General features: G+C 46.8%; 16 protein-coding genes, 1 tRNA gene and 2 pseudogenes. 10 read left to right on the top strand and 9 right to left on the bottom strand.

Going from position 1 to position 15934, the window contains the following annotated elements:
* Positions 1-156: 156 nt before the first annotated feature.
* Positions 157-1614, bottom strand: coding sequence for a cytosol nonspecific dipeptidase (gene pepD, locus FEK50_RS18980; RefSeq protein ID WP_130209679.1), 1458 nt, complete (start codon positions 1612-1614; stop codon positions 157-159).
* A 260-nt stretch (positions 1615-1874) separates the two neighbouring features.
* On the opposite strand from pepD, the gene gpt reads away from it, so the two are divergent.
* The 3 genes from gpt to crl all read left to right on the top strand — a co-directional run bounded on the left by gpt (position 1875) and on the right by crl (position 4129).
* Positions 1875-2333 (top strand): xanthine phosphoribosyltransferase, encoded by a 459-nt coding sequence (gene gpt, locus FEK50_RS18975; protein ID WP_001291990.1) that lies wholly within the window; start codon positions 1875-1877, stop codon positions 2331-2333.
* A gap of 92 nt (positions 2334-2425) precedes the next feature.
* A complete protein-coding gene (gene frsA / locus FEK50_RS18970) occupies positions 2426-3670 on the top strand; it encodes an esterase FrsA (protein ID WP_131161615.1) in 1245 nt (414 codons plus the stop codon).
* A gap of 57 nt (positions 3671-3727) precedes the next feature.
* Positions 3728-4129: a sigma factor-binding protein Crl gene (gene crl / locus FEK50_RS18965; protein WP_131161614.1), complete on the top strand. Its 402-nt coding sequence runs from the start codon at positions 3728-3730 to the stop codon at positions 4127-4129.
* Between the two features lie 100 nt (positions 4130-4229).
* On the opposite strand, the gene phoE is transcribed toward crl, so the two are convergent.
* Complete coding sequence (gene phoE / locus FEK50_RS18960) at positions 4230-5285, bottom strand: phosphoporin PhoE (RefSeq protein ID WP_062883175.1); 1056 nt, start codon at positions 5283-5285, stop codon at positions 4230-4232.
* A 287-nt stretch (positions 5286-5572) separates the two neighbouring features.
* Between phoE and proB the strand changes: the two genes are divergently transcribed.
* The 3 genes from proB (at position 5573) to FEK50_RS18945 (ending at position 8131) form a co-directional block, all read left to right on the top strand.
* Positions 5573-6676 carry a glutamate 5-kinase gene (gene proB, locus FEK50_RS18955; RefSeq protein WP_001285288.1) on the top strand — a complete coding sequence of 368 codons (1104 nt, stop codon included), beginning with the start codon at positions 5573-5575 and terminating at the stop codon, positions 6674-6676.
* An 11-nt stretch (positions 6677-6687) separates the two neighbouring features.
* The gene (gene proA / locus FEK50_RS18950; RefSeq protein ID WP_131161613.1) at positions 6688-7941 is read left to right on the top strand and encodes a glutamate-5-semialdehyde dehydrogenase; all 1254 of its coding nucleotides are present in this window, start codon (positions 6688-6690) and stop codon (positions 7939-7941) included.
* A 114-nt stretch (positions 7942-8055) separates the two neighbouring features.
* Positions 8056-8131: transfer RNA gene (locus FEK50_RS18945), tRNA-Thr, on the top strand.
* Positions 8132-8571: 440 nt separating this feature from the next.
* On the opposite strand, the gene FEK50_RS18935 is transcribed toward FEK50_RS18945, so the two are convergent.
* Positions 8572-8910, bottom strand: a complete 339-nt coding sequence (locus FEK50_RS18935) for a DUF1294 domain-containing protein (RefSeq protein WP_130210782.1) — start codon at positions 8908-8910, stop codon at positions 8572-8574.
* Between the two features lie 116 nt (positions 8911-9026).
* Complete coding sequence (locus FEK50_RS18930) at positions 9027-9701, bottom strand: TetR/AcrR family transcriptional regulator (RefSeq protein ID WP_131161611.1); 675 nt, start codon at positions 9699-9701, stop codon at positions 9027-9029.
* A gap of 144 nt (positions 9702-9845) precedes the next feature.
* Between FEK50_RS18930 and FEK50_RS18925 the strand changes: the two genes are divergently transcribed.
* The 3 genes from FEK50_RS18925 to FEK50_RS18915 all read left to right on the top strand — a co-directional run bounded on the left by FEK50_RS18925 (position 9846) and on the right by FEK50_RS18915 (position 12628).
* A complete protein-coding gene (locus FEK50_RS18925; RefSeq protein WP_131161610.1) occupies positions 9846-10493 on the top strand; it encodes a class I SAM-dependent methyltransferase in 648 nt (215 codons plus the stop codon).
* Positions 10494-10583: 90 nt separating this feature from the next.
* Positions 10584-11879 (top strand): PHB depolymerase family esterase, encoded by a 1296-nt coding sequence (locus FEK50_RS18920; RefSeq protein WP_131161609.1) that lies wholly within the window; start codon positions 10584-10586, stop codon positions 11877-11879.
* Positions 11880-11938: 59 nt separating this feature from the next.
* Positions 11939-12628, top strand: a complete 690-nt coding sequence (locus FEK50_RS18915; RefSeq protein ID WP_130218368.1) for a tetratricopeptide repeat protein — start codon at positions 11939-11941, stop codon at positions 12626-12628.
* Between the two features lie 113 nt (positions 12629-12741).
* On the opposite strand, the pseudogene rpmJ reads toward FEK50_RS18915, so the two are convergent.
* The 4 genes and pseudogenes from rpmJ to FEK50_RS24580 form a co-directional block, all read right to left on the bottom strand.
* Positions 12742-12843 (bottom strand): annotated as a pseudogene (gene rpmJ, locus FEK50_RS18910) (50S ribosomal protein L36); the annotation flags it as partial.
* Between the two features lie 387 nt (positions 12844-13230).
* Positions 13231-13332, bottom strand: a complete 102-nt coding sequence (gene ykgR / locus FEK50_RS18905) for a small membrane protein YkgR (RefSeq protein ID WP_064530486.1) — start codon at positions 13330-13332, stop codon at positions 13231-13233.
* Between the two features lie 329 nt (positions 13333-13661).
* Positions 13662-13913: a DUF1471 domain-containing protein gene (locus FEK50_RS18900; protein WP_130210792.1), complete on the bottom strand. Its 252-nt coding sequence runs from the start codon at positions 13911-13913 to the stop codon at positions 13662-13664.
* A gap of 289 nt (positions 13914-14202) precedes the next feature.
* Positions 14203-14352 carry an NAD-dependent epimerase/dehydratase family protein gene (locus tag FEK50_RS24580; protein WP_240780255.1) on the bottom strand — a complete coding sequence of 50 codons (150 nt, stop codon included), beginning with the start codon at positions 14350-14352 and terminating at the stop codon, positions 14203-14205.
* A 119-nt stretch (positions 14353-14471) separates the two neighbouring features.
* Between FEK50_RS24580 and FEK50_RS18890 the strand changes: the two are divergent.
* A pseudogene (locus FEK50_RS18890) lies at positions 14472-14945 on the top strand (LysR substrate-binding domain-containing protein); the annotation flags it as partial.
* Here the strand turns inward: FEK50_RS18890 and FEK50_RS18885 are convergent.
* Positions 14942-15931, bottom strand: a complete 990-nt coding sequence (locus tag FEK50_RS18885; protein ID WP_131161608.1) for an aldo/keto reductase — start codon at positions 15929-15931, stop codon at positions 14942-14944. The pseudogene FEK50_RS18890 and the gene FEK50_RS18885 overlap by 4 nt on opposite strands.
* Positions 15932-15934: the final 3 nt, after the last annotated feature.

The raw sequence follows: 15934 nt of genomic DNA, 5'->3' as shown, positions 1-15934 counted from the left end.
CAATAGCGCTGGTTAGTTTCCGACGGGCTTCATCGATGGAATATGGCGTTGAACAGGAAAAGGTTTCGAGAGGTGGATACCAGATACGGTGTAATTTTTAGGGATCATTGTTCATCCTTGAACGGTCCACGCCCGCAGGCGTGGACGCTATCGTTATTACTTCGCCGGAATTTCTTTCAGCAGTTCAGTCAGCAGTGTCCAGTAATGACCTACGCTTTCGATGTGGACTTGCTCATCCGGAGAGTGTGGACCGGTGATTGTTGGCCCGATAGAAACCATGTCCATTTCCGGATACGGTTTTTTGAACAGACCACATTCCAGGCCCGCATGGATAATCTGGATGTTCGGCGTCTTGTTGAACAGACGCTGATAGGTTTCACGTACCAGATGCATCACCGGAGAATTAGCGTCCGGCTGCCAGCCAGGATATGCGCCTTTCGCTTCGGTTTTCGCGCCTGCCAGTTTACCCAGCGAATCCAGCATGCTCACCACGTAGTCTTTACCGCTGTCGATCAGAGAACGGATCAGGCAGTGAATTTCTACGTTGTTGTCGGTCATGGTCACCACACCGACGTTCAGGGAGGTTTCAACCACGCCTTTGGCTACATCGGAGTTACGAATCACACCGTTCGGGGTGGCGTTCAGCAGACGAATAAAGGTATCGCGAGATTTCGCAATCAGGGCAGCTTTATCGTTCGCTATAGAGTCCAGCAACAAGGCCAGATTCTTCTCTTTTTCTGCCAGTTCGTTTTTCAGGATGTCCTGATAGGTATTCACCAGAGATTTCAGTGCGTCGACTTTATCAGCTGCGACAGCAATGGTCGCAAAGGCTTCACGCGGGATGGCGTTACGCAGTGTGCCGCCGTTGAAATCAATAAGACGCAGATCCAGTTCTTCTGCATGACCCGCCAGGAAGCGAACCAGCAGTTTGTTCGCGTTACCCAGGCCAACGTGGATTTCACCGCCGGAGTGACCGCCTTTCAGACCTTTTAAGGTTAACTTGAAGGTTTCAAAGCCAGCTGGAACCGCTTCACGATCTAAATGCAGGTTGGAGGTGAAGTCGATACCCCCCGCACATCCCATGTAGATTTCACCTTCTTCTTCGGAGTCGGTGTTAATCAAAATGTCAGCCTGCAACCAGTTACTTTGTAAACCGAATGCGCCGTCCATACCGGCTTCTTCGGTCATAGTAAGCAGCACTTCCAGCGGGCCGTGAACCACGTTTTCGTCAGCCAGAACCGCCAGCGCAGACGCCATACCAATGCCGTTATCTGCACCCAGCGTGGTGCCGCGCGCTTTAACCCATTCGCCATCAATATAAGGCTGGATAGGATCTTTGGTGAAGTCGTGCACGGTGTCGTTGTTTTTTTGCGGCACCATATCGAGGTGAGCCTGCAGGACAACCGGTTTACGGTTTTCCATACCCGCGGTGGCAGGTTTACGAATCAGGATATTCCCCACTTGATCGCGTTCGACGTGGAAACCTTTTTCTTTTGCCCAACCTACAATGTATTCAGCGAGTTGCTCTTCATGATAGGACGGGTGAGGAATAGAACAGATTTTTGCAAAAATATCCCACAGCGGCTGTGGAGATAATTGAGACAGTTCAGACACGTTAAGTCTCCTTGTCGATCACCCGCAAAACAGTATTGCAGGTCACAGGGTTAGCAGAAAATGTTGTCAGCACAAGTCAGGCTTGCGAGATATGTTTGAGAATACCACTTTATCTAGCGACAGGTAGTAGCAGTGCGTAAAAAGACGCGGACTTATGTGAAATACTGGTTTTTAGTGCGCCAGATCTCTATAATCTCGCGCAACCTATTTTCCCCTCGAACACTTTTTAAGCCGTAGATAAACAGGCTGGGACACTTCACATGAGCGAAAAATACATCGTCACCTGGGACATGTTGCAGATCCATGCACGTAAACTCGCAAGCCGACTGATGCCTTCTGAACAATGGAAAGGCATTATTGCCGTAAGCCGTGGCGGTCTGGTACCGGGTGCGTTACTGGCGCGTGAACTGGGTATTCGTCATGTCGATACCGTATGTATTTCCAGCTACGATCACGACAACCAGCGCGAACTGAAAGTACTGAAACGCGCAGAAGGTGACGGTGAAGGCTTTATCGTCATTGATGACCTGGTAGATACCGGTGGTACTGCGGTTGCGATTCGTGAAATGTATCCTAAAGCACACTTTGTGACTATCTTCGCGAAACCGGCTGGTCGCCCGCTGGTTGATGATTATGTGGTTGATATCCCACAAGATACTTGGATTGAGCAGCCGTGGGATATGGGCGTCGTATTCGTCCCGCCAATCTCCGGTCGCTAATCTTTTCAACGCCTGGCACTGCCGGGCGTTGTTCTTTTTAACGTCAGGCAGGTTACAATAGCTTCCAGTAAGTATTCCTGGAGGTTGCATCCATGACACAGGCTAACCTGAGCGAAACCCTGTTCAAACCCCGCTTTAAACATCCTGAAACCTCGACGCTAGTCCGCCGTTTTAACCACGGTGCGCAACTGTCGGTGCAGTCGGCCCTCGATGGCAAAAATATTCCTCATTGGTATCGCATGATTAACCGCCTGATGTGGATCTGGCGCGGTGTTGATCCGCGTGAAATCCTCGACGTTCAGGCTCGCATTGTGATGAGCGATGCTGAACGCACCGACAATGATTTATACGATACGGTGATTGGCTACCGTGGCGGCAACTGGATTTACGAGTGGGCCACCCAGGCGATGGTGTGGCAACAGAAAGCCTGTGCGGAAGAAGATCCGCAACTCAGCGGGCGTCACTGGCTGCACGCAGCTACGTTGTACAATATTGCCGCCTATCCGCACTTGAAGGGCGATGATCTGGCTGAACAGGTACAGGCGTTGTCAAATCGCGCGTATGAAGAAGCTGCGCAACGTCTGCCTGGAACAATGCGGCAAATGGAGTTTACCGTTCCGGGGGGCGCGCCCATCACTGGCTTTTTGCATATGCCAAAAGGTGATGGTCCATTCCCGACAGTATTAATGTGTGGTGGTCTGGATGCGATGCAAACCGACTATTACTCCCTTTATGAGCGCTATTTTGTACCGCGCGGCATTGCGATGCTGACTATTGATATGCCTTCAGTCGGTTTTTCCTCAAAATGGAAACTCACCCAGGATTCCAGCCTGCTGCACCAACATGTCTTAAAGGCGCTGCCTAACGTTCCATGGGTAGATCACACTCGCGTTGCCGCCTTTGGTTTTCGTTTCGGTGCTAACGTTGCTGTACGCCTGGCTTATCTCGAGGCATCACGTTTGAAAGCGGTGGCCTGTCTTGGCCCGGTGGTTCACACCTTGCTGAGTGATTTTAAGTGCCAGCAACAAGTGCCGGAAATGTATCTTGACGTTCTGGCGAGCCGACTGGGAATGCATGATGCTTCTGATGAAGCGTTGCGTGTTGAGCTGAATCGCTATTCATTAAAAGTGCAAGGATTGCTGGGACGTCGTTGCCCAACGCCAATGTTATCAGGGTACTGGAAGAACGATCCGTTCAGCCCGGAAGAGGATTCACGCTTAATCACGTCGTCATCTGCGGATGGTAAATTGTTAGAGATTCCGCTTAACCCCGTGTATCGGAATTTTGACAAGGCGCTTCAGGAAATCACCAACTGGATCGAAAAGCGATTGTGTTAAAAATTTGCTAAATTTTGTCAATTTGGTAAAACAGTTGCATCACAACAGGAGATCGCAATGACGTTACCGAGTGGACACCCGAAAAGCAGATTGATCAAAAAATTTACCGCACTAGGCCCGTATATTCGTGAAGGTAAGTGCGAAGATAATCGATTCTTTTTCGATTGTCTGGCTGTATGCGTCAACGTGAAACCCGCGCCGGAAGTGCGTGAGTTCTGGGGCTGGTGGATGGAACTGGAAGCGCAGGAATCCCGTTTTACATACAGCTATCAGTTTGGTCTGTTCGATAAAGCAGGCGACTGGGCGAGTGTTCCGGTAAAAGATGCCGAAGTGGTAGAGCGGCTGGAGTATACCTTGCGTGAGTTTCACGAGAAGCTGCGTGAACTGTTGGTGACGTTGAATCTGAAACTGGAACCGGCGGATGATTTTCGTGACGAGCCGGTGAAGTTAACGGCGTGAATGAAATGTGCCGGATGTGATGTTTACGCATCTATTCCGGCCTGAAATATTGGTTTTCGTAGGCCGGATAAGGCGTTCACGCCGCATCCGGCAATATTCATTAAAACTGATAGGTCATGCCAACCGCGACAATATCATCATTGTTGATATTCAGCTTATTATCGCTATCCAGCTGATTGATTTTATAATCAACAAACGCTGACATATTTTTGTTGAAATAATACGTAGCACCGACATCGATGTAATTGACCAGATCTTCATCGCCGATGCCTTCAATATCTTTCCCTTTCGATAAGACGTAACCCAGTGATGGACGCAGACCAAAGTCGAATTGATATTGTGCGACCGCTTCAAAGTTCTGCGTCTTATTGGCAAAGCCGCCAGAGATTGGCGTCATTTTGCGTGTTTCAGAATAGAAAGTTGCCAGATAAATATTATTAGCATCATATTTCAGACCTGTTGCCCATGCTTCTGCACGCTTGCCTGTGCCACGGCTTTGCAGGTTCTGCTCGTTGGTGCGATCTGAGTTGGTATAGGCCCCACTGATGGCGAAATCGCTGCCGCCGAAGTCATAGGTTAACGAGGTGCCGAAGCCATCGCCATTCTGCTTTTTCACATCGCGGTTTTCGTTTTTTCCTTGATATTGCAAGGTTAAATTCAAGCCATCGATAACGCCGAAAAAGTCGGTGTTACGATAAGTCGCCAGCCCGCTGGCGCGTTTGGTCATAAAGTTATCGGTCTGTGCGGAGGAGTCGCCACCAAATTCCGGGAACATATCGGTCCAGGCTTCCACGTCATACAACGCGCCCAGGTTACGACCATAATCGAAAGAACCCAAATCTTTATATTTCAATCCGGCAAAAGCGAGTCGCGTTTTTTGCTGTGCGGTATCACTCTCCGCTTTATTTCCGGCAAACTCTGCTTCCCAACGCCCATAACCAGTCAGTTGATCGTTAATTTGTGTTTCGCCTTTAAAACCAAAACGGATATAACTCTGGTCGCCATCTTTACTGTCATTATCACTCATATAATGCATGGCTTTAACTTTGCCATAGACATCCAGTTTATTACCGTCTTTGTTATATACTTCTGCGGCCTGTACGGATGCAGATGCCACAATACCCATCACCACTAATGCCAGAGTGCTCTTTTTCATTTTCTTTCCTGATTTTAATTTACGCGCGAATATTCAGCGGGAGAGCCCCGTTGAAAACAGGAAAGTTTTTAACCTGAGATTGTTAAAGATATATTACAGCTTAATAATATTCTTAAAATGTGCTAATTTATTAAATCTGTAATAAAAGCGTAAACAACTGCCGTTACGCTTGCTGATCCCGCGCAACAAAACGCTATGCTTTGCTCGCAGATGGTTGGCAACCGACGACAGTCCTGCTAAAACGTTCGTTTGATATCATTTTTCCTAAAATTGAATGGCAGAGAATCATGAGTGACAGCCAGACGCTGGTGGTAAAACTCGGCACCAGTGTGCTAACAGGTGGATCGCGCCGCCTGAACCGTGCCCATATCGTTGAACTTGTTCGCCAGTGCGCGCAGTTACATGCCGCCGGGCATCGGATAGTCATTGTGACGTCGGGCGCGATTGCCGCCGGACGTGAGCACCTGGGTTACCCGGAACTGCCAGCGACTATTGCCTCAAAACAACTGCTGGCGGCGGTAGGGCAGAGTCGACTGATTCAACTGTGGGAACAGCTGTTTTCGATTTATGGCATTCACGTCGGGCAGATGCTGCTGACTCGTGCTGATATGGAAGACCGTGAACGCTTCCTGAACGCCCGCGACACCCTGCGTGCACTGCTCGATAACAACATCGTTCCAGTAATCAATGAGAACGATGCTGTCGCTACGGCAGAAATTAAAGTTGGTGACAACGACAACCTTTCTGCGCTGGCGGCGATTCTGGCGGGTGCCGATAAACTGTTGCTGCTGACAGATCAAAAAGGTTTGTATACCGCTGACCCGCGCAGCAATCCGCAGGCAGAACTGATTAAAGATGTTTACGGCATTGATGACGCACTGCGCGCGATTGCCGGTGACAGCGTTTCAGGTCTTGGAACCGGCGGCATGAGCACCAAATTGCAGGCCGCCGACGTGGCTTGCCGTGCGGGTATCGACACCATTATTGCCGCGGGCAGCAAGCCGGGCGTCATTGGTGATGTGATGGAAGGTATTTCCGTCGGTACGCTGTTCCATGCCCAGGCGACTCCGCTTGAAAACCGTAAACGCTGGATTTTCGGTGCGCCGCCGGCGGGTGAAATCACGGTAGATGAAGGGGCAACCGCCGCCATTCTTGAACGCGGCAGCTCCCTGTTGCCGAAAGGCATTAAGAGCGTAACCGGCAATTTCTCGCGTGGTGAAGTCATCCGCATTTGCAACCTCGAAGGTCGCGATATCGCTCACGGCGTCAGTCGTTACAACAGCGATGCATTACGCCGTATTGCCGGACACCACTCGCAAGAAATTGATGCAATACTGGGATATGAATACGGCCCGGTTGCCGTTCACCGTGATGACATGATTACCCGTTAAGGAGCAGGCTGATGCTGGAACAAATGGGCATTGCCGCGAAGCAAGCCTCGTATAAATTAGCGCAACTCTCCAGCCGCGAAAAAAATCGTGTGCTGGAAAAAATCGCCGATGAACTGGAAGCACAAAGCGAAATCATCCTCAACGCTAACGCGCAGGATGTTGCTGACGCGCGTGCCAATGGCCTTGGCGAAGCGATGCTTGACCGTCTGGCTCTGACGCCCGCACGGCTGAAAGGCATTGCCGATGATGTGCGCCAGGTGTGTAACCTCGCCGATCCGGTGGGGCAGGTAATCGATGGCGGCATGCTGGACAGCGGCCTGCGTCTGGAGCGTCGTCGCGTGCCGCTGGGGGTGATTGGCGTGATTTATGAAGCGCGCCCGAACGTGACGGTCGATGTTGCTTCGCTATGCCTGAAAACGGGTAACGCGGTGATCCTGCGTGGCGGCAAAGAAACCTGTCGCACTAACGCTGCAACGGTGGCGGTGATTCAGGACGCCCTGAAATCCTGCGGTTTACCGGCAGGTGCAGTACAGGCAATTGATAATCCTGACCGCGCGTTGGTCAGTGAAATGCTGCGTATGGATAAATACATCGACATGCTGATCCCGCGCGGCGGCGCTGGTCTGCATAAGCTATGCCGCGAACAGTCGACAATCCCGGTGATCACAGGCGGTATAGGCGTATGCCATATTTACGTTGATGAAAGTGCAGAGATCGCTGAAGCATTGAAAGTGATCGTCAACGCGAAAACTCAGCGTCCAAGCACGTGTAATACGGTAGAAACGTTGCTGGTGAATAAAAACATCGCTGATAGCTTCCTGCCCGCATTAAGCAAACAAATGGCGGAAAGCAGCGTGACATTACACGCAGATGCTGCCGCAATGGCACAGTTGCAGCCAGGCCCTGCGAAGGTGGTTGCTGTTAAAGCCGAAGAGTATGACGATGAATTTCTGTCATTAGATTTGAACGTCAAAATCGTCAGCGATCTGGACGACGCCATTGCCCATATTCGTGAACACGGCACACAACACTCCGATGCGATCCTGACCCGCGATATGCGCAACGCCCAGCGTTTTGTTAACGAAGTGGATTCCTCCGCTGTTTACGTTAACGCCTCTACGCGTTTTACCGACGGCGGCCAGTTTGGTCTGGGTGCAGAAGTCGCCGTAAGCACGCAAAAACTGCACGCGCGCGGCCCAATGGGGCTGGAAGCACTGACCACCTACAAGTGGATCGGCATTGGTGATTACACCATTCGTGCGTAAATAAAAACGGGTGATGCAAAAGTAGCCATTTGATTCACAAGGCCATTGACGCATCGCCCGGTTAGTTTTAACCTTGTCCACCGTGATTCACGTTCGTGAACATGTCCTTTCAGGGCCGATATAGCTCAGTTGGTAGAGCAGCGCATTCGTAATGCGAAGGTCGTAGGTTCGACTCCTATTATCGGCACCATTTCAAACTCTTCCCAAGTCTATCTAAGTCAATTGACCCCGCACATACTACAGCTCACTGCCCGTTCCTTATCTTCCATTATCAACCGTATTTTCTTTAATGCGTTATCTGGTTACACAGGTAGTCCGCTGGTTGTTTTGGGGGCGAGATTGTTGATTATTACAGGTGTTCGAACCGGAGAGTGGAGAGCGGCGCTCTGGAGCGAATTCAACCTCGATAAAGCGATATTGGAGATCCCTGCGCAACGGATGAAAATGAGGCGACCACATATTGTTCCGCTTTCAATTCAGGCAATTACAATACTCAAAACGCTTCAGATAATGACAGGAAATTATCCTCTAGTGTTTCCTGGTCGTAAGGATCCAAATAAGTGCATGAGTAAAGCGCCGGTGAAATAGCATGGAGCTACTGCCTGTAACTCCCGGAGCGGATACCGGGTTTTATGGTTGATACAATTCATATATCACAACTGACAGGATCATCACGTTCAATACGACGCTGATTGCGAAGTAGGTTCTGAATGGCTGTTTCTGTGTTTTATGTCGAAAGACCTGTTGACCAATAATTGCACCAACCCAACCTCCGACAAAGCCAAACACCAGCAGAGTTGCTTCTGGCACTCTGCGCCAGCCTCTACGTGCAGCCAGCTTATCAGTACCATAAATTACCAGGGTGAGCAGGTTTACGCATGTAACCCACGCAGCAAACGGCTCCGCCAGTAACACACTGCTGGCAGCCGTTAAAAGGAGGAGCAAATAGCAAAAACGATTCAGATTCATGGCGTATTTTAGTCATACCAGGCATGCGCTTGCTATCATTTTTGTATATCTCCCTAAACGGAATGGACTCAATTTTGGGGATTATGATGTTGTGTAAGTATCCCGCATAATCGTGGCTAGTTTTTGTTGACCACTTCAATCCCTTGTATAACAGTTTCGATACGCTCTTTTATTTCCTCAAGTTGTTGCTGACGACCTTCAGGTGTTAATGTCTGATCTTCGTTAACATCCAAAACCCATCGACGAGGAAGCAATGCGCCAAAAACAATATCCATTAGCATTCCAGCGCAATTACCCGTATTTTTAACAGCAATACGCCCTTGAGCTTGCTGAATATCCAGCCATTCGATTAACAGTTCTCTTGAGCGAAGCGTTTTAGTGGCATATAAATAGTCTGAAAGCTCTGGAAAGAGAATTGATTCACGTGTCATTAATTTTAAGAGTGCTTCTCTCTCTTTAGCTTCTTCTTGACTTATATCTAATCGGAATATACGAAACAGAGTTTCATTAATGGGGAGCATCTCGTTTTCCGGTCTTGGGAGATCGAGGAACAGGGCTTTATATTCTTTAATTACTTCAGAAAAAATTTCCTTCTTATTACTGAATACCTCATAAATTGTTCTTTTTGATACTTTTGCCCGACGAGCAATTTCTGTGGTTGAGGTTTGGGCAAAACCAAGCTCAATGAAGGCACTATACGCGCCAATAACTATCGCGTTCTTACGCTCATCAAGCCCCGCACTTTTAGGTCTTCCCCGTCGCATCGGTGTCCTCACTTCGCTCTTGTTCATCAAAACAGTTACTCCTGCATTCATTTTTGGTACTTGACCAGTACCAAAAATGGTATCACTATACCAACAACATAAGCAATGATCATAACATGGTGTATGAAAACAACCAGGTAACATCACTTCATAAAATACAGGTCCTTATTTATGAGTCGATTAAATAATAGTATCTGCCCCATTCGTGATCCCCAGGTTATACGTGTTCTGGAACGCATGAATAATGAACGCAAACATCCCCCGCAGGAACTGTTTCGCGAAGCTCCGGCACTTGATCCTGAAAAATTTTCCAGTTATGGCTTTTCCATAGCCCCAGAACAGGGGGAACTCATCTACTTACTGTGCCGGGCAATGAAAGCCACTCGCGTTGTGGACTTTGCAACTTCTGTAGGTATGTCAGCGCTCTATTTTGCCGCTGCGATGAAAGATAATGGTGGCGGACTGGTGATTGGTTCTGAAATGGTACGGGAAAAGGCTGAAGTCGCGTCTCGAAATCTGGCAGAGGCAGGTCTTACGTCTTTTGTTGATATTCGTGTCGGTGATGCGAGAGAAACGCTGAAAGATCTCGGTGGTCCTGTCGATTTTATTCTTATTGATGGTTTCCCTCTTGCGGATGGCCCAAGCCTCGCTCGTAAGGTTACTGAGATCGTTGCGCCACAGTTACGAGTAGGAGGATATATATTAAATGATAACGCAGAACCGGATTTTTTATCTTATGTTCGTGATCCACAGAATGGTTTTATTTCTATAACATTGCCGATAAAACGAGGTACAGAGTTAGCACTGAAGATAAGTTAAATACAAGCACGAATGATAAAGTTGAAAAAATATAGTCCTGGTATCATGCTGATATTTATTTAATTTTTATCAAAAGTAAAGAGGACATTTATGCCGACGCGCAGAGAGTTTTTAATTAAAAGTATTGCGGGTGCTTTAGTTGTTTCAATGCCTCGCATTGTATTCGCAAACACAAACAACAAGGCAATAAAGGCTACAGCTATTACACAAGTTTTTGGTGACGGAGTTCGACTTATTGCGATAGCTGTAGAATTTGAAAAGTCTATAAATAAGGAAGAACTTTCGTCAACAGAGTTTAGCGTAAAAAATTATCATATCAATAAAGTGTTTATCAGTCAGTCAACAGCTTTGGTTGAGGCAAAATCAGGTAAGTACGCGATTCTTGAACTGGACCACAGCAAACCACAAAATGAATGGCAAGAAACTATAACGGACCCAACAATACAAAAAGCAGTTCCCAAACAAGGGCAAGGTAAACCCTCCTGGGTTGCAGGAGAAAAACTAAACCAAACTATTAGATATAAAGATGCATCTGCAACTGTGATTACACAAAATACCACGCTGGAAACTAACGCCGTTTCAAATCTGGTGGTCGATAGTTTTAGACAAGGTAAATATAAAGACAATGAAAGCGGAAAAATACTAGAATATAATCTCTTTATTCCTGAAGAACAAAATAAAGTATTACCATTGGTTCTTTTTATGCATGATGCAGGGGCTACCAGTGCACAAATAACAACGACTCTGTTTCAGGGGCTAGGCGCAGTAATTTGGGCAGAATCGGAAGAACAACTGAAACGTCCCTGCTATGTTTTAGCTCCTCAGTATAATGAAATCATTGCTGATGATGACTGGCGTACATCTACGTTGCTTGATACAACAATAAATCTTGTTCAGTCTTTGATGAAAGAATATAAAATAGATCCTGAACGTATTTATGTTACTGGTCAGTCAGGGGGATGTATGCTGGCCATCGCTATGAATATCAAATATCCTGACTTTTTCACAGCGAGTTACCTGGTTGCAGGAAAATGGGATGCGGAACAGGTTGCTCCAATAGCTAAAAACAAATTGTGGTTTATGGCCTCAGAAGATGATGCAGGGGCTTTTCCCAGCTTCAACGCGATTACTGAACGTCTTGAGCAGTTTGGGGGAAAAGTTTCTCGTGCAGCATGGAATGGTCAATGGGATCCTGAACAATATCGATTTGCTGCCGACACATTGTTTGAAGAACAAAGTAATATCCGTTATACCGTTTTTATAAAAGACAGTGTATTTGATGAATACTCTTCGCGAGAAGGTGCCAGCGGGCATCGTAACACATGGCGTATTGCTTACAGCATAGAACCAGTTCGTGAATGGTTATTTAACCAACGCAAACAATAAAGTGTAGGCCAGACTGTCATCAGGTATCGTGTTGGCAGTCATTTTTACCGAGAGACAGAATGAAGGCGTTATTATTTGTAATTCTATTTTTTTCTGCATCTGTATATGCAGATACTCCACCAAAAATGAATTTTGATGAAATAATCACGCGCTCTGCTCAGGGAGATGCAGAAGCGCAAGCCAGATTGGGGGAAGCATACCTGAATGGAAATTACAATCAAACGGTGAATTATACTGAGTCTTTTAAATGGTTGACGAAATCAGCAGCCAGCGGAAACCCCCGCGCGAAACTGGATTTAGGGATTTTATATCTTAATGGATATGGCGTACCGTATGATTATGCAAAAGCTTTAAGCCTTTTTGAGCAAGCTGACCTGGCGGGAGAAATGAAAGCTGCACGTTATCTTGGGATTATTTATGAAAGAGGATTAGGCGTTCCTCAGGATTATAATAAAGCGGCGAAATATTATAAGAAAGGCGATAAAAATAATGATATTACGGCGCAGTATCGTCTGGCTAAACTTTATGAACAAGGTAATGGCGTAAAACGCGATTATCAAAAAGCGATAAACCTTTATCTTAAACATATCAGCAGAATGGATCATATCACTGCTCCCAGTTTTGTGGCTTTAGGTGATATTTATTCTTTGGGATTGGGCGTAGAGAAAAATCCACAACTGGCTAAAAAATGGTATCAAAAAGCGGTTGATGCGGCTCATACACAGCATCAGCAGGTAGCAAGCCATTAATGAGTAAGAAGATACGTTTGCAGGAAAGTTAATGCTGGCGTACTGAATACACCAGCGTTAATCAGGCATGATTATGCAGCCAGCCAGGTGTCGTTGAACCTTCAAACTCAGAGTTAACGCTTTTTCTTGCGCCTCTGAACAGCCTTAAAGCGGGGATTAGATTTGCAAATGACATATAGCCGTCCTTTTCGCTTCACAATCTGACAGTCTGGATATGTGGGATTCCCGCAGCTAACTGAACGTGCCGGAAGTGAGAGATGTTGTTGGCTATCGTTGGTGACGGCACTATTCAGTAGCCGAACTGCTGATTTATGTCACTACCCGCTGAACGGTATGAACGCATTGAGAATGTGGGTGAGCCTTGCTTTACCGGCTGATTATTTATCACGCAGCCAAAGTAACAATTTGGTGAACCAACATGCGCATTGGGTAACTAAAATGCTGACTCAATGCGCAATCTCTTTTAGTGCGGCACAAATACGGTTTCTTTAAACTTCCTTTCGAAACCGTACGAATATCCTTCCCCACTGACATAACTCTTACAAAGTAGGTGGAGGATACATATTTTAAATATCACCTAAGGGAATTGTTTTTAGATGTAATTAATAGTAATGGAGGAATAAATAAGCATATTCTACAACTGCAACCAAAACAACAATATTAATCAGCTTATTACTGATTTCTTGTATCTTATTCTCTTTCATTGGTATTTCCTCGCTTTAAAAAAGAGCGCACCTCATAAGCGCCTCTTATATAGATAACGAGTTTGGTCAACCAATTTTTTGAACTGTATCACAAATTTGGAAAGATGTATTACATCAATTATTACTAATCGCACACAAGTGATCCATAGTTTACGCTGAGATTGGCCCTGAGGATTACGCTGCTCTCCTTGTATGATCCCCGCATAATTGTGCTATTCACACTTAGAAATGTACCGTGTTTACAATCTGCTGAGACTGCATTTTCGTCGTAAGGACAAGCCATGGAACCGATGCTCATGATAAACAGTCCATGGCACATCATTTACTATTTACTTATAGATTTCAGCAACTCCGTGCAGTTTGTTATTCCCCGTGGTAGACAGGATTTTGAACGACGTTGCTCCTTGCTCATCAGCCTTACGAGAAAGCGCATTCGATAACTCATCAAGCGTCAAGGCATTGCTGGCTGAGATTACACCAATCTTTTCTTTGCCATCTGTATGATTAATTTCTTGCGCTGCAAATGCAACATTCACCGAAATAAAGCCCATGACTAATGTAGTAACAAGTAGTGTTTTCATAACTAATACCTAATCTAAGTTATATGATTGAAAATGAATTAATATAGGAGAGAACGTCTCTTTCCTGATAATTGTACAGATTAAAGCTGTCATAATACTGACCGCTATATGATACAATTGTCATATTTTAAAATTAGTTAACCTTGGTGTGCAGATTCAGGTCATTAATAATACATTCAGGTTCTTCACGCAGAGGCATATTGTCTATATCGAAAACCCCATCGTTTTTTTGAGGATTATCACTCTGCAGGTTTGCAAACAGAGGGGGCAGATCCTGCTGCGCTTCTCCTCATTCTGCGACCAGTTCGAATGTTTTATTTTTAGCGGCGTCGTTGCTCAGGGTACTGACCAGAGCCACGGGCTGATGACCCATTGCAATAGCGGTATTTACTACATGAATACCGATGCATCCTGTTGCTCCTGCAACGAGTATTTTCATGGTAAACCTCATGATAATTAATCTTTATTTTCGATACATACAGATTATCAATTATCATAATTGTCAGTAATGTGGCTAAAATAATTGTATCTATGAACGCCCTTCATGAGTGCGCTTTGAAAAGTGTGGATAAGGATATGATTGCAGTGCGGATTGGACCAGAGATGCGGATGGCCGTGGTGGGGGCACCGGAGTATTTTGCCGCTAACGCCTTACCTGAAATGCCTCACGAGCTACAAAATCATCGCTGCATCAATATGCGTTTGCCAACCGCCGGTGGGCTTTACCACTGGGAGTTCGAGCGAGAAGGGAAACCACTTCGCGTCAAGGTTGAGGGGCAACTGACGTGTAGCCCATTGCCAGTAAGAATTGATGCCGCGTTATCAGGGTTTGGGATCGCTTTCTCTGAAGACATGGTTCAGAAGTATGTAAAGTCAGGCAAGCTTATTCAGGTGTTGCAGGAGTGGTGTCCAACTTTTCCCGGATATTACCTTTACTACCCCAGCCACAAGCAGCATCCGCCAGCTTTTGCGCTGTTGATCGTATTCAGAGTAACGGGTCCACATTTTGTTGTGGACCCGTTTGGGCATTAACGGCCTACGCGTGCCTGGTGCTCAGGCGAGTAACGTTCACCGACGATTTTAATTGTTTCCAGTGCCTCGGTTATCTGCTGCGTATCATTGCGCGAAAGAACAATGTCGACAGCACCCAGGTTTTCTTCCATCCGGTGCAGTTTAGTGGTGCCAGGGATGGGTACAATCCATGGCTTTTGTGCTAACAGCCATGCCAGTGCGATTTGTGCAGATGTTACCCCTTTCTCCGCGGCCAGTTCACCTAACAAGGTGACCAGTTTTTCATTGGCTTCAATAGCTTGTGCCGCGAAACGCGGTACGGTGCTACGGTAATCATCCTTGCCGAAAGTGGTTCCTGGCTTAATCGACCCCGTCAGGAAACCTTTACCTAGTGGGCTGAAGGGTACAAAACCAATCCCCAGTTCCTCCAGCAACGGCAGAATTTCCTGTTCAGGCTCACGCCACCACATGGAATATTCGCTTTGCAGGGCGGTGACAGGTTGTACCGCATGTGCACGACGAATGGTTTGTGCTCCCGCTTCAGACAGGCCGAAATGTTTGACCTTACCTTCTGCAATTAGGTCTTTCACCGTTCCTGCAACATCTTCAATAGGAACATCCGGATCAACACGGTGTTGATACAGAAGGTCAATGACATCAGTCTTAAGACGGCGTAATGATCCTTCAACGGCTTCACGGATATGCTCCGGGCGGCTGTTTAAAATCTGCTGCTTATTATCATCGCCGAAGGTAAAACCGAATTTAGTGGCAATCACCACACGGTCACGAAACGGTTTTAAGGCTTCGCCGACCACTTCTTCATTCAGATACGGACCATACACTTCGGCGGTATCGAAGAAGGTGACGCCACGTTCAACCGCAGCACGAATAAGTTCGATAGCCTGACGGGTATCGGTCGCCGGGCCGTAGCCGTGGCTTAAGCCCATGCAACCGAGCCCAAGGGCGGAGACTTCGAGTCCGGATTTACCCAGATAACGTTTTTGCATTGA

Source organism: Escherichia sp. E2586, assembly GCF_005781105.1.
Taxonomy (GTDB): Bacteria; Pseudomonadota; Gammaproteobacteria; order Enterobacterales; family Enterobacteriaceae; genus Escherichia.
Note: the sequence above shows the minus strand (reverse complement) of the source record. Positions and strands in the feature narration are given on the sequence as shown.

What these genes read in the sequence shown, in the direction of transcription:
- FEK50_RS18930 (WP_131161611.1), bottom strand. Translation starts at nt 9,701, where the DNA reads ATGAACAAGAGCGAAGTGAGGACACCGATGCGACGGGGAAGACCTAAA.
- FEK50_RS18900 (WP_130210792.1), bottom strand. Translation starts at nt 13,913, where the DNA reads ATGAAAACACTACTTGTTACTACATTAGTCATGGGCTTTATTTCGGTG.
- FEK50_RS18925 (WP_131161610.1), top strand. Translation starts at nt 9,846, where the DNA reads ATGAGTCGATTAAATAATAGTATCTGCCCCATTCGTGATCCCCAGGTT.
- crl (WP_131161614.1), top strand. Translation starts at nt 3,728, where the DNA reads ATGACGTTACCGAGTGGACACCCGAAAAGCAGATTGATCAAAAAATTT.
- FEK50_RS18885 (WP_131161608.1), bottom strand. Translation starts at nt 15,931, where the DNA reads ATGCAAAAACGTTATCTGGGTAAATCCGGACTCGAAGTCTCCGCCCTT.
- FEK50_RS18915 (WP_130218368.1), top strand. Translation starts at nt 11,939, where the DNA reads ATGAAGGCGTTATTATTTGTAATTCTATTTTTTTCTGCATCTGTATAT.
- FEK50_RS18935 (WP_130210782.1), bottom strand. Translation starts at nt 8,910, where the DNA reads ATGAATCTGAATCGTTTTTGCTATTTGCTCCTCCTTTTAACGGCTGCC.
- FEK50_RS24580 (WP_240780255.1), bottom strand. Translation starts at nt 14,352, where the DNA reads ATGAAAATACTCGTTGCAGGAGCAACAGGATGCATCGGTATTCATGTA.
- phoE (WP_062883175.1), bottom strand. Translation starts at nt 5,285, where the DNA reads ATGAAAAAGAGCACTCTGGCATTAGTGGTGATGGGTATTGTGGCATCT.
- frsA (WP_131161615.1), top strand. Translation starts at nt 2,426, where the DNA reads ATGACACAGGCTAACCTGAGCGAAACCCTGTTCAAACCCCGCTTTAAA.
- proA (WP_131161613.1), top strand. Translation starts at nt 6,688, where the DNA reads ATGCTGGAACAAATGGGCATTGCCGCGAAGCAAGCCTCGTATAAATTA.
- proB (WP_001285288.1), top strand. Translation starts at nt 5,573, where the DNA reads ATGAGTGACAGCCAGACGCTGGTGGTAAAACTCGGCACCAGTGTGCTA.
- gpt (WP_001291990.1), top strand. Translation starts at nt 1,875, where the DNA reads ATGAGCGAAAAATACATCGTCACCTGGGACATGTTGCAGATCCATGCA.
- FEK50_RS18920 (WP_131161609.1), top strand. Translation starts at nt 10,584, where the DNA reads ATGCCGACGCGCAGAGAGTTTTTAATTAAAAGTATTGCGGGTGCTTTA.
- ykgR (WP_064530486.1), bottom strand. Translation starts at nt 13,332, where the DNA reads ATGAAAGAGAATAAGATACAAGAAATCAGTAATAAGCTGATTAATATT.